8 protein-coding genes are annotated in these 13,476 nt (G+C 73.7%); 5 read left to right on the top strand and 3 right to left on the bottom strand.

The window, feature by feature from the left end:
- Positions 1 to 189 precede the first annotated feature (189 nt).
- The 4 genes from ACWD12_RS03680 to nirD all read left to right on the top strand — a co-directional run bounded on the left by ACWD12_RS03680 (position 190) and on the right by nirD (position 6,648).
- Positions 190 to 2,367, top strand: a complete 2,178-nt coding sequence (locus tag ACWD12_RS03680; protein ID WP_450098130.1) for a molybdopterin oxidoreductase family protein — start codon at positions 190 to 192, stop codon at positions 2,365 to 2,367.
- Positions 2,364 to 3,587, top strand: a complete 1,224-nt coding sequence (locus ACWD12_RS03685; RefSeq protein ID WP_450098131.1) for an NAD(P)/FAD-dependent oxidoreductase — start codon at positions 2,364 to 2,366, stop codon at positions 3,585 to 3,587. The genes ACWD12_RS03680 and ACWD12_RS03685 overlap by 4 nt, the downstream gene beginning before the upstream one ends.
- 86 nt (positions 3,588 to 3,673) lie before the next feature.
- A complete protein-coding gene (nirB, locus tag ACWD12_RS03690; RefSeq protein ID WP_450098209.1) occupies positions 3,674 to 6,235 on the top strand; it encodes a nitrite reductase large subunit NirB in 2,562 nt (853 codons plus the stop codon).
- A gap of 2 nt (positions 6,236 to 6,237) precedes the next feature.
- Entirely contained in the window at positions 6,238 to 6,648 is a 411-nt protein-coding gene (gene nirD / locus ACWD12_RS03695; protein WP_358363127.1) for a nitrite reductase small subunit NirD, read from the top strand.
- A gap of 308 nt (positions 6,649 to 6,956) precedes the next feature.
- On the opposite strand, the gene ACWD12_RS03700 is transcribed toward nirD, so the two are convergent.
- Together ACWD12_RS03700 and ACWD12_RS03705 are read right to left on the bottom strand one after the other, a co-directional pair.
- On the bottom strand, positions 6,957 to 8,264 hold the full coding sequence (locus ACWD12_RS03700; protein ID WP_450098132.1) for a hypothetical protein: 1,308 nt from the start codon (positions 8,262 to 8,264) through the stop codon (positions 6,957 to 6,959).
- A 498-nt stretch (positions 8,265 to 8,762) separates the two neighbouring features.
- Entirely contained in the window at positions 8,763 to 10,181 is a 1,419-nt protein-coding gene (locus ACWD12_RS03705; protein ID WP_450098133.1) for a transcriptional regulator, read from the bottom strand.
- A gap of 775 nt (positions 10,182 to 10,956) precedes the next feature.
- Here ACWD12_RS03705 and ACWD12_RS03710 point away from each other — a divergent pair.
- The gene (locus tag ACWD12_RS03710) at positions 10,957 to 11,601 is read left to right on the top strand and encodes a bifunctional DNA primase/polymerase (RefSeq protein WP_358363122.1); all 645 of its coding nucleotides are present in this window, start codon (positions 10,957 to 10,959) and stop codon (positions 11,599 to 11,601) included.
- Between the two features lie 128 nt (positions 11,602 to 11,729).
- On the opposite strand, the gene ACWD12_RS03715 is transcribed toward ACWD12_RS03710, so the two are convergent.
- Positions 11,730 to 13,286 (bottom strand): MFS transporter, encoded by a 1,557-nt coding sequence (locus tag ACWD12_RS03715; protein ID WP_450098134.1) that lies wholly within the window; start codon positions 13,284 to 13,286, stop codon positions 11,730 to 11,732.
- Positions 13,287 to 13,476 lie beyond the last annotated feature (190 nt).

Genomic DNA, 13,476 nt, shown 5'->3' on the forward strand with positions numbered 1-13,476 from the left:
CGTGAGGCTCCCCGACATGTGTTTCCGCGCTGTTGCGCGGCGGTCACGCCGGAGTTAGGGGTGGCCTCCCCAGCGCCTCTCCCGGTGTCGGCGGGCTCACGTGCGGTACCTGCGGGTGTGAGACAGCCGTACCTCCGCCGCAACACATGTGACCCGGTCGCGTAACGGTGTGCGGACACGCTCACTGGTATGAAACACACCGCCCCGGCGCCCGAGCGGGTCGCCGTCACCGAGACGCACTGCCCGTACTGCGCGCTGCAGTGCGGCATGGGGCTGCGGGTGGGGGCGGCCGGTGGGCACGCGGAGGGCGTGGCGGCCACCGGATCGGGCGAGGCGGGACCGGACGTCGAGGTCGTGGAACGTCCGGCGTTCCCGGTGAACCGGGGGGCGTTGTGCGGCAAGGGCCGTACCGCCGCCGCGGTGCTCCGGACCGGCGTGCGTCTGTCCGCTCCGCTGGTACGCAGTGACGGAGTCCTGCGCGAGGCGGGCTGGGACGAGGCCCTCGACCGGGTGGCGGACGGCTTCCGGGCCGTGCAGGAGGCGTACGGGCGCGACGCGGCCGGGGTCTTCGGCGGCGGCGGGCTGACGAACGAGAAGGCGTACCTGCTGGGCAAGTTCGCCCGGGTGGTGCTGGGCACGTCGAACATCGACTACAACGGGCGCTTCTGTATGTCGTCGGCCGCTGCGGCGCACCGCAAGGCGTTCGGGCTCGACCGCGGGCTGCCGTTTCCGCTGGAGGACATCCCGAAGACGGGCTGCGCGATCGTTGTGGGCAGCAATCTGGCCGACACGATGCCGCCGGCGCTGCGGTATCTGACGGAGTTGACGGACAACGGCGGTTCGCTGGTCGTGATCGATCCGCGCCGCACGCGCACGGCGGAGCAGGCGACGCTGCACCTGCAGCCGGTGCCGGGTACGGACCTGGCGCTGGCGCTGGGCATGCTGCACCTGGCGATCGCCGACGGCTATGTGGACGAGGCGTTCGTGGCCGCGCGGACCAGCGGCTTCGAGGCGGCGCGGGCGGCGGCCATGGCGCATTGGCCGGAGCGGGTGGAGCGGATCACCGGTGTGCCGGTGCCGGACATGCGGCGTGCGGTGGAGATGTTCGCGGGTGCGCCGACGGGCATGGTGCTGACCGCGCGGGGGCCCGAGCAGCAGAGCAAGGGCACGGACACGGTCGGTGCGTGGATCAACCTGTGCCTGGCGACCGGCAAGGCGGGGCGGCCGTATTCGGGGTACGGGTGCCTGACCGGGCAGGGCAACGGGCAGGGCGGGCGGGAGCACGGGCAGAAGGCCGACCAGCTGCCCGGCTACCGCTCGATCACGGACGCCGCGGACCGGGCGCACGTGGCGGCGGTGTGGGGTGTCGACCCGGGGTCGCTGCCGGGGCCGGGGCGCAGTGCGTACGAACTCCTGGACGTGCTGGGGTCCGAGGTGCGCTCGCTGTTGGTGATGGGCTCGAACCCGGTGGTGTCGGCGCCGCGGGCCGCGCATGTGACGCAGCGTCTGGAGTCGCTGGACTTCCTGGTGGTGAGCGACGTCGTGCTGTCGGAGACGGCGGAGCTGGCGGATGTGGTGCTGCCGAGCGCGCAGTGGGCCGAGGAGACGGGCACCACGACGAACCTGGAGGGCCGGGTGATCCTGCGGCAGGCGGCGCTGGCGCCGCCGCCGGGGGTGCGCACGGACCTGTTCGCGCTGCACCACCTGGCCGCGCGGCTGGGGGTGGGCACCGGGTTCCCGACGGACCCGGAGAGGGTGTTCGAGGAGTTGCGGGCGGCGACGGCGGGGGCGCAGGCGGACTACGCGGGGATCACGTACGACCGGATCCGCCGCGAGGACGGGGTCTTCTGGCCGTGTCCCGACGAGTCGCACCCGGGCACGCCGCGGTTGTTCCTGGAGCGTTTCGCGACGCCGGACGGGCGGGCGCGGTTCGTGGACGTGGCGCACCGGCCGGCCGCCGAGGAGCCGGACGCGGAGTATCCGCTGTATCTGACGACCGGGCGGGTCCTGGCGCAGTACCAGTCGGGTGCGCAGACGCGGCGGGTGGTGGAGCTGAACCGGGCGGCCCCCGGGCCGTTCGTCGAGCTGCACCCGCATCTGGCCGATCGGCTGGGGGTGTCCGAGGGCGACCTGCTGGCGGTGACGAGCCGTCGCGGGCGTGCCGAGGCGCCGGCCCGGGTGACGGCGTCGATCCGGTCGGACACGGTGTTCATGCCGTTCCACTGGGCGGGTGCGGGCCGGGCGAATTCGCTGACCAATCCGGCGCTCGACCCGACGTCGCGCATGCCGGAGTTCAAGGTCTGCGCGGTCCGCGTGGAGCGAGCCGAGGCCTCGGTGCCGGCCTCCGTGGTGAGGAGTACGCCGTGATCCGTCGTCAGATAGCCGTGGTCGGCGCGGGGATGGCCGCCGCCCGGTTGGCCGCGCAGTTGTTCGCGCGCGATCCGGGGGCGGCGGTCACGCTGTTCGGCGACGAGGCGTACGCGCCGTACAACCGGGCGCTGCTGGCGGACGTGCTGACCGGTCGGCTGCCGGCCGGCACGATCGGGTTGCCGTCGTCGGCGGCGCAGGTGCGCACGGGTGTCGAGGTGGTCGCGGTGGACACCGCGGCGCGCACGCTGGAGTCGGCGGACGGGTCGATCGCCGGGTACGACACGCTGGTGTTCGCGACCGGCTCCAACCCGGTGCTGCCGCCGATCAGGAACCTGCACTGCACGTCGAACACCGGTGAGGGCGGCGAACTCAAGCAGGGCGTGCACGCGTTCCGCACGCTCGCCGACTGTGCGCGGCTCGCGGCGGCGGTGCCGGGGGCGCGGCGCGCCGTGGTGATCGGCGGCGGCATCCTCGGGGTGAGTGCGGCGCGTGCGCTGGCCGCGCTCGGCCTGCCGGTCGAAATCGTGCACCAGGCCCCGTACCTGATGGAGCGTCATCTCGACGAGGACGGCGGTGCCGCGCTGCACCGGGCGCTGGACCGGCTCGGGGTGGCGGTGTACGCGGAGAACCGCGCGAAGTCGCTGCACGGCACCGACCGTGCGGAGGGCGTGACGCTGGCGAACGGCTACCGGCTGGACGCCGATCTGGTGGTGCTGGCCTGCGGGGCGCGGCCTCGCGTGGGCCTGGCGCGGGCGGCGGGTCTGGAGGTGCGGACCGGGATCGTCGTCGACGACGGCATGGCGGCCAGTGCGCCGGACGTCTACGCGATCGGCGACTGCACCGAGCACCGCGGTGTCGTGCACGGTCTGTCGGGTCCCGCGTGGGAGCAGGCGGACGTGCTGGCGGCGCGGTTGTGCGGTGCGGAGGCGGCGTACACCGGTTCGCGGGTCGGGGCGCGGCTGACCGCCGGGCCCGTGGAGATCGCGGCGTTCGGCGACGTCGACCCGGTGGCGGGCGGCGCGCACGACGTCATCCGGCTCGCGGATCCCACCCGCGGCTCGTACAAGAAGCTCGTGTTGCGCGGCGACCGTCTGGTCGGCGCGATTCTCGTCGGCGACCTGGCGACGGTCGGCGCACTCACCCACGCCTACGAACGGGACGAACCGGTCCCCGCGGACCCCCTGCATCTGCTCATTCCGCAAGGAGCCCCCCAGTGATCGAGTCCCCCACCCCACAGTCCGGACAGACTTCCGCGAACTCGACGGCCCCGGCGGCGCGGCGCCTCGTCCTCGTCGGCCACGGCATGGTCGGCCAGCGCTTCCTGGAGGCGTTGGTCGAGCGGGACGGCGGCGGCGCCTGGCAGGTGACGGTGCTGTGCGAGGAGCCCCGCGCCGCGTACGACCGGGTCCACCTGACCTCGTACTTCTCGGGTATGTCGGCCGACGAACTGTCCATGGTCCCAGCGGGGTTCATGGACGAGCACGGCATCGACCTGCGGCTCGGCGACCCGGCGGTGGCGGTGGACCGCGAGGCGCGGACGGTGACGGCGCGCAGCGGCGAGACGTTCGGGTACGACGCGCTCGTGCTGGCGACCGGCTCGTACCCGTTCGTGCCGCCGGTGCCGGGGCACGACGCCGACGGCTGCTTCGTCTACCGGACCATCGAGGACCTGGAGGCGATCGAGGCGTGGGCGAAAACCGCCAAGACCGGCGCGGTGGTCGGCGGCGGCCTGCTCGGCCTGGAGGCGGCGGGCGCGCTGCGGGCGATGGGCCTGGACACGCATGTCGTGGAGTTCGCACCCCGCCTGATGGCGATTCAGATCGACGCGGGCGGCGGTGAGGCGCTGCGCCGCAAGATCGAGGAGCTGGGTGTCACCGTGCATGCGGGCGCGGGCACCCAGGAGATCGGCGTCGCGGACGGCCGTGCCCGCACGATGGCGCTGTCGAACGGCGAGACGCTCGACGTCGACCTGGTGGTCTTCTCGGCGGGTGTGCGGCCGCGCGACCAACTGGCCCGGGACAGCGGGCTCGCGGTGGGCGAGCGGGGCGGCATCGTCGTGGACGAGAGCTGCCGTACGTCGGACCCCGCGGTCTGGGCGATCGGCGAATGCGCGCTGGCGTGCGACGGCCGGGTGTACGGCCTGGTCGCGCCGGGCTATCAGATGGCCGAGACGGTCGCGCACGAACTGACGGGCGGTTCCAAGGCGTTCACGGGCGCGGACACCTCGACGAAGCTCAAGCTGCTGGGTGTGGACGTGGCGAGCTTCGGCGACGCGCACGGCACGGCCGAGGGCTGCCTCGAAGTGCTGTACTCCAACAGCCGCGCGGGCGTCTACAAGAAGCTGGTCGTGTCGGCGGACGGGCGGCTGCTGGGCGGGGTGCTGGTCGGCGACGCCGGGTCGTACGACCTGCTGCGCCCGCTGTGCCTGGCCGGTTCGCCGCTGCCCGCGCCGCCGGAGCAGCTGGTGCTGCCGGAGTCGGCGGGCGGTCCGGTGGCGATCGGCGCCTCGGCGCTGCCGGACGAGGCGCTGGTCTGCTCGTGCCACAACGTGTCCAAGGGCGCGATCCGGGCGGCGGTGGCGGAGCAGGGCTGCGCGGACGTCCCGGCGGTCAAGAAGTGCACGCGGGCGGGCACCGGCTGCGGTTCGTGCGTCAAGATGCTGACCACGATCGTGCAGGACGAGTTGGCCGCGAACGGCGTGGAGGTCGCCAAGGGCCTGTGCGAGCACTTCGAGCACACCCGTGCGGAGTTGTTCGAGATCGTGCAGGTGCGCGGGATCACCAGCTTCACGCGGCTGATCGAGGAGCACGGCACGGGGCTGGGCTGCGACGTGTGCAAGCCGGCGGTCGCGTCGATCCTGGCGTCGCTGTCGAACGGGCACATCCTCGACGGCGAGCAGGCGGCGCTCCAGGACACCAACGACCACTTCCTGGCGAACCTCCAGCGCAACGGCTCGTATTCGGTGGTGCCGCGCATCCCGGGCGGGGAGATCACCCCGGAGGGGCTGATCACGATCGGCGAGATCGCCCGCGACTTCGGCCTCTACACGAAGATCACCGGCGGTCAGCGCATCGACATGTTCGGTGCGTCGGTGGACCAGCTCCCGCTGATCTGGGCGCGGCTGGTGGCGGCCGGGTTCGAGTCGGGGCACGCGTACGGCAAGGCGCTGCGCACCGTGAAGTCGTGCGTCGGCGAGACGTGGTGCCGGTACGGCGTGCAGGACTCGGTCGGCCTCGCGATCGAACTGGAGCTGCGCTACCGGGGGCTGCGCTCGCCGCACAAGCTGAAGTCGGCGGTGTCCGGCTGTGCGCGCGAGTGCGCGGAGGCGCAGAGCAAAGACTTCGGGGTGATCGCCACCTCGGCCGGCTGGAACCTCTACATCGGCGGGAACGGCGGCATGACGCCCCGGCACGCCGACCTGCTGGCGTCGGACCTCGACCGCGAGACGCTGATCCGCACGATCGACCGGTTCCTGATGTTCTACATCCGCACCGCGGACCGCCTGGAGCGGACCGCGCCGTGGGTGGAGCGCATGGAGGGCGGCCTCGACCACCTGCGTGCGGTGGTCATGGACGACTCGCTCGGGATCTGCGACGACCTCGACGAGTTGATGCAGCGCCACGTCGAGACGTATGAGGACGAGTGGCGCGCCACGTTGGAGGACCCGGAGCGGCTGCGGCGCTTCGTGTCCTTCGTGAACGCCCCGGGCACACCCGATCCGACCGTCACGTTCGTCGCCGAACGCGACCAGATCCGCCCGGCGCGGCCGGGCGAGGAGGGGGTCTCCCTCCCGATCGAAGGCTCGGTCGACGGCCCGACCGCCGGCCTCATCGCCGGCCCGACCCTGGAGGTAAGGACCTCGTGACCATGGCTGCGGAACGACAGGAAGGCGCCCGGGCCGGGGCGGCCCGCGCGGCCGGCCCGGACACCCTCGTGGAGATCGGCGCGGCCGGCTCCTGGACGCCGGTGTGCCGGCTGGCCGACCTGATCCCCGGACGCGGCGTCGCGGCGCTGGTGGACGGCGAGCAGGTGGCGGTGTTCGCGGACCACGACGGGGCGGTGTACGCGGTCGGCAACCGGGATCCGTTCAGCGGCGCGTACGTCATCTCGCGCGGCATCCTCGGCTCGCGCCAGGGCGTGCCGATGGTGATGTCGCCGATGTACAAGGAGGCGTTCGACCTGCGGACCGGGTTGTGCCTGGACGCGGACGACGAGCCGGTGTCGCTGCCGGTGTACGAAGTGCGGCTGCGTACGGCCGTGGTCGCCGAAGTGGGCTGACTGCCTCGCGGGCGGCCGCAGTTGCGGCGCCGGCGGCCCGGACGGTGCCCGCACGGGCCGCGGTGGCGGTGGTTGCCGTGGCGGCGGACGGGACGGGCCGGGGTGTACGCCTCAATGGGGCGGCGTACTTCCCGGCCGCGCGTCATGCGGGTGCAGGTGCGCGTGCCGCGCGACGGCTGTGGGAGCGGACGCGGCACGGGGGTACGCGCCCGCTCCCACGCTCGTCCAACGTGTCCCGGACCCGCCTCGACCGCGCCTCGACCGCGCCTCGAACACCCGCCGTGACCCGGCCCTTGCGGGCCGGACGGTCAGATCTCGGTCGCCTTGCGGGGCTGGAGGCCGGCCGCCTCGGCGGCCTCGTTCCAGATGGCGACGGCCTTGCCCTTCGCCGTGGTCGCCTCGCCGCTGGCCTTGTTCGCGTCGCGCTTGTCGTCGGTGGACTTGGCGCGGTCGCCGTCCTCGCACTCGCCCTTGGCGTTCTCCCGGCCCCACGCCGCGAACGACCGGTCCGCACGGGCGGAGGCCTGCCACGCCTTGCGCAGCCATTCGACCAGTTCGTCGCCACGCGGGATCTGGTCGGTCTTGAGCGCGCCCAGCTTCTGGATCTGCTGGTCGCGCTGCTTGGCCGCGTCGTCGAGGGTGCGGATCGCGGTGTCCACGTCGTCGCAGCGCTCGATCTTCGCCACCGCGCCCGCGACCTTGGTCCGGGATCCGGCGCTGACGTCCAGCAGTTCGTCCATCTGCTGCGCCTGTGACTTGGCGGTCGCGGTGGGGCTCGCGGCGCCGGTGGTCGGGGGTGGTACGGCCGCGCCGCTCGCCGTGGGGGCGGCCGACCCCCCGCCGGTGTTCTTCGCCTTGTCGCCGCCGTCGAACGCGCCGCTCGCGAAGAGACCCGCGATCAGCAGGACCGCGACCGCGGCGACGGAGCCCCCGACGATCACCCGGCGCCGCGCGGCGCCCGGCGGCGAACCGGGGCCGGAGCCGGGGGCGGACTCGTGGTGGCGCGGGGGCATCGCGGGTGCCGCGTACTGCGGTTGGCCCGAGACGTGCGGCGGGGGGCCGGCGTACGGCGGCCCGCTCTGCGCGTATCCGGAACCGGCCGGCGGGCCGGGAGGCGGGCCCGCGGACGGCCCCGGCCTGAAGAGCAAGGCGAACGGGTCGTCGGCGGGCGGGCCAGAGTGCGGGGCGCCCGACTGCGGCGGGCCAGAGTGCGGGGTGCCCGAGTGCGGAGGCCCCTGCGGAGGGCCGTACTGCGGCGCGGGCGATCCGGGCCAGCCCTGCGGGGCCGGCGGTGCCGGGTGGCCGTGTGCGGCGGGCGCGGCCGGGTATCCCGGCGGCGGTCCGGCGGGGTACCCGGGCGGGGGCGCCGGCGGCTGGGACGGGTCCGGGGGCACGATCATCGACGGCGTCGCGATCCGGGTGCCGCCCGCGTCGCCGTAGCCGCCGCCGTAGCCGGGGTTCTGGCCGTGGTTGCCGGCACCGTCGTATTCGTCGTACGCCGGGTACCCCCCGGATTCGTCGCGCGGCAGCTCCAACGGCCCGAAGATGGACAGTCCTTCGTCCTTCGGCGCGCCGGGCTCCTCGCCGGGCGCTCCGGATCCGGGCCTGCCGCTCATCTCGTGCTCTCCTCGCGCGTGGGTTCCCCTCGACGCTAGCCGAGACGCCGAGGAAGCGAACAGCGGTTCGGCTCGGGCGCGACGAGTTTCGGCCGGAGACACCCGGAGAGCCCATCCGGCGCGCCCGTTCAGCCGCATTCGGGGCGTGGCCGCGGGGTCGTCGCCGGCAGCCTCGGACGGTCGCGCACGGTCGCGGGAACGGTCCGGGAACGGTCGTACGGCCCCAGCCCGGCGGCGGGTGCGCAGGTGTCTCGGCGGTTGTCCGTGGGGCCGCAGGTGGCTCCCGGCGTCGGCCCCGTTGACGCCGGGAGCCACCGTGGCCCGGCAGGCCCTCGTCCCGGTTTCGCGGCGTCACGGGACGGGGCGCGGGCCGTCAGGCGGCCTGGGCTTCGGGTCGGAACACGCCGCACCCGGCAGGGGGCGGCGGGGCCCAGGAGCTTCCGCACACGACCGCTTCCCGGAGCGGCCGTGGACGGGCGCCGTTGATCTGATGGCGCGTCAGGCCGAGATCACCTCCTCGTCCTCGCCTTCGTGGGCCGCCCGGACCGCGTCCATGAAGTCGCGGGCGGCGGGCTCGGATCCGTACGGCACAAGGCGGCGCTGGAAGTCGCGCAGATACTCCTGGCCGCGCGCCGAGTGCAGGCGCGTCACCAACTCCAAGGCGTCGCCCGCGACCGCGCACGCCTCGTCAAGCCGGCTCTGCTGGAGGTGGGCGGTGGCCAGCAGCAGCGTGTCGACCGCCCGGCGCCGTACGCGCGTCTCCGCGTGCCCGTCCAGCGCCGCACGGGCCGCCTCCTCGGCCTGCCGGGGGCGGTCCAGGTCGCGGTAGCAGTGCGCGAACTCGTCGGCGAGGTAGGCGCGGTCGAAGTGGGAGATCCAGATCGGGTCCTCCTCCGGCCGGGACCGCTCCATCGCGGTCTCGGCGCGCGCGAGCGAACTCTCGCAGGCGCGTACGTCCCCCAACTGCGCGTGCCCGCGCGCCTCCGCGGCGTGGAACATCGCCATCGTGGTCGCCGTCGCGCCTTCCCCGGTGGCGGCCGACTTGGAACCCTCCTGCGCGGCACGGGCCAACTGGGTTATCTCGCGCGGGTTCCCGAGGTTCCCGGCGAGGTGGCTCATGCCCGCGGCGAGTACGTAGCCGCCGTACGGCCGGTCCCCCGCCGCCTGCGCGAGCCGCAGGGCCTGGATGTAGTAGCGCTGCGCGAGTCCGGGCTGTCCGGTGTCGACGGCCATGTACCCGGCCAGTTCGGTCAGCCGCGACACGGCCGCGAACAGCGCGCGCCCGGTGTCGTCGGAGTACGTCCCGCCCAGCAGGCCGGACACCACCGACCCGAGGTAGTGCACGACCACCGGTCGGATGTGGCCGGCACCGAACCGGTGGTCGAGGACCGACAGCATCTCGGTGGTGGCGCATACCGCCTCGACGTCGGAGGCGCCGACGCGCGGACCGCCGATCCGTGCGACCGCGGTGTCCGGCTCGGTGATGAGCCAGTCGCGGCTGGGGGCCACGAGGGCGGCCACCGCGACCGACGAATTCAGCAGGAAGTCACGGCGGTTGACGTCGCTGCGCCACAACTCGGTGACGACGTCGACGGTGGCGGCGGGCGTCGGGGCGAACTGGAGGCCGATGTTGGTCGCGAGGCTCCGGCCGTCGGCCATGCCGATCTCGTCGACGGTGACGGGGCGGCCGAGCTTGCGGCCGAGTGCCTCGGCGATCAGGTTCGGCACCGAGCCGCGCGGCTGCTGGCCGCGGAGCCAGCGGGCCACGGACGTCTTGTCGTAGCGCAGGTCCATGCCCTGCTCGGCGCCGCACATGTTGACGCGTCTGGCGAGCCCCGCGTTGGAGCATCCGGCCTCTTGTATCAGCGAGGCCAGGCGCTCGTTCGGCTGGCGTGTCGCGAGCGACCGTGCGGCCATCGGAGTCCCCTCCCGTGAATGCTCCGGAGTCCCGGTGGTGCCGGCCCCCGCTGCGCGGGGCGACGAACTCCCTTTGCCGGGAAGCCGGTCCACCCATCACGCCGTCCGTAACGGACGGTAGCCAGTCGATCGCAGGCCCGGATAGGCCCGCGGCACCCTGCGCCCCCGCCGCTGCTGCCGTGCGCCCCCACTGCGCCGGTCGGCATCCGCCGACCCGGCGTCGGGCGGACAGCCCGCCGCGCCGAACTCCTCCCGCCGCAGACCTCTTCCCCACCTCGGCTGTCGCTTGCGGGTCCTGTGCGTGCTGCGACGCCTGGTGGGCAGCCGGCCCCGACGGGCCCTCCCTCCCGAGCCCTGCTCCTGGCGTTCGGGCGCACGAAGGAGAGGCATGCAGGCGCGGCGCACCGCGGGCGCCCCGACAGACGGGGTCCCGACGAGAGGGCCAGGCCGCGCATGGCACGGCCCGGCCGTACCCACTAGGGTCCGGCCACCCGGCCCCCCGACCGCTCGGCCCCGCGACCACCCGGCCCCCGACCACTCGGTCACCCGGCCACCCGGTCACCCGGTCACCCGGCCACCCGGCCACCCGGCCACGGGCCCGTCAGGCGTTTCGCGGTTCCCCCGCGCGGCCCCGCGTGCGCTCTCACCCCTGCGTGTGGGCCCGCTCCCCGGCTCGCGCGCCACCGCGCTTTCCCGTTCGGGTGAGATTCGTACCAGGGCGCCGATAACGCTCTTGTGCCCAGTAACCAACCCTTCGCCCGGGAGTTGTGAAGGCGTGGAAGAGATCCTTGGAGCCCGGCAGCTGGCCCGCGACACGCTCGTTGAGACAGCCGTCCGGTACGCGGAGGACCGCCACTGGGACGTTGTGCCGGGCACGTCCGTCGAGGACGGCGGTGCGGGCAGGCGTTGCAGCTGCGGCCATCCCGCGTGCAGCGCACCGGGCGCGCACCCCCTGCACCGCGACTGGGCCGCGCAGGCCGCCAGCGGGCCCGCGATGATCCGGCGCTGGTGGTCGGAGAATCCGGACTCGGCGATCTTGCTGCCGACCGGCCGGGTGTTCGAGGTGATCGACGTACCGGAGCCGGCCGGGTGCCTCGCGCTGGCCCGTCTCGAACGTCTCGGCCTCGCCGTCGGCCCCGTCATCGCGACGTCGACGCGGCGCATGCAGTTCTTCGTGCTCCCCGGCGCGCGCGACAAGATGCCGGAAATGCTCCGCCGGGCAGGGTGGGGTGCGAGCGCGATCGACCTGGTGTGCCGGGGCGACGGCGACTACGTGGTGGCGCCGCCGTCGCAGATGGGCCCGAGCGGCACCGCCACGTGGGCGCGGGAACCGACGGAGGCGAACCGCTGGCTCCCCGAGGCGCGGGAGCTGGTCAGTCCGATCGCCTACGCCTGCGGACGCGCGATGGTCGAGGCGTGACGCGGCGGTCCGGGCGGACCCTCGCCGCCTGAGCCGCCAACCGCCGGGGCCCCGACCGCATCGCTCGCGGTCGGGGCCCGGTGTGTGCGCCGACATCCTGCACCGGTGTCGGGTCCTGCGCGGGGGCGTCAGCCGGTGACCGCCGGCACCGGGGCGGCCGTACCCTCCACGGCCGTCGGCGTGCCGCCGCGGCGCACTTCGCCGACGCCGGGGAGGAGCAGGCAGCACAGCCCGGCCACCAGGGCCGCGATGCCGATCACCAGGAACACCGTCTGCGGCACCACCTGGAGGAAGATCAGGCTGGTGAACAGCACGCCGCCGACGTTGCCGTACGCGCCCACGAGGCCGGCGATCTGACCGGACTGGCGGTGCTGGATCTGCGGCACGATGGCGTACACCGCGCCGTTGCCGCCCTGGATGAACACCGAGGCGAGGGCGAGGAGTCCGACGCTCTGCCACACCGGCCAGCCGGCGTCGATGCGCCACAGGACCAGGTAGCTGAGGAACGATCCGGCCAGCAGGCCGAGCAGCGTGAGCTTGCGGCGCCCGGTGCGGTCCGACAGCCAGCCGCCGAAGGGCCGCGTCACCAGGTTGGTGCCCGCGAAGCACGCCGCGGCGGTCGCCGCGGTCGTGGTGTCCATCTCGAACAGCGTGCGGAAGAAGTTCGGCAGCCAGGCCGCCATGGTCAGTTCGGCGCCGAACGTGACCAGGTACGCCACCGCCAGCAGGCCCACCGCCGAGAGCCGGTAACTCTCCATCTCCGGCTTCTCGCCGCGCAGGACCCCGCGGTTCGACTTCACGACGGCATAGATCTGGTACGCCAGCCACAGCGCGACCAGCGCGTACAACACCGCGGCCGTACCGTCGCCGATCACGCCGTCGAACGTCTTCTTGCCGGTCGGCGTGCTCGCCGTGAAGTCGGCGTTGAGGCGGTAGACGACGAACCCGAGCGCCACCGCCAGCGGCACCTGAAGGGCCATCAGACCGAAGACCGCCGGCCGGCTGGTGACCTGCAACCCCGGCTTGCGGGCGGCGCGCTGGTACGTCTTGCCCTCCGGCACGTCGCGCGCCATCAGCAGGAAGAACACGCCGTACCCGGCCGCCAGCACGCCGGCGAAGCCGACTCCCCAACGCCACGCGCCCTCGCCGTCCGCGACCGCCGCGACGAACACCGGCAGCGTGAGCGCCGCGGCGGCCGAGCCGAAGTTGCCCCACCCGCCGTAGAAGCCCTCGGCGGTGCCCAGTTCGCGCCTCGGGAACCACTCGGCGACCAGCCGGATGCCGACCACGAAGCCGGCGCCGACGATGCTGACCATGAGGCGGCTGACGACGAGCATCGAATAGGACTGCGCCAGCGCGAAGATGGTGTTCGGTATCGCCGCGAAGATGAGCAGCGCGCCGTACACGCGGCGCGGACCGTACCGGTCGACCAGCAGGCCGATCAGCGTGCGCGCCGGGATGGTGAGAGCGATGTTGCACAGCGCGAGGGTGGCCTTCTGGCCCGCGGTGAGCCCGAACTCCTCGCCGATGTCGTCGATGAACGGCGCCATGTCGAACCACAGCACGAAGCTGGCGAGGAACGCGAGCGTTGCCAGGTGCAGCATGCGGTAGCGCCCGCGGAAGGAGAGCAGGGCACGCAGTCTGGGTCGGTCGGCGGCGTCGGCCTGTGGAGTGGCGGTGGCCATGGAGGCTCCTCCGTCGCGTGCTCCTGGCGGAGCATCGAACTGTCGGGATGCCTGTGACGGTGCCAAGCCTGTGTTTCCCGGGAACGTCACGGCGTTGCGCCGGAGGAAACATTCCGTTCATGACGGCCGGGGGGCGCCGTGAGAAAACGCTCGGGGCGGCGGCACACGGGTGTGCCGCCCCCCCCCCCCA

This window comes from Streptodolium elevatio, from assembly GCF_053592165.1.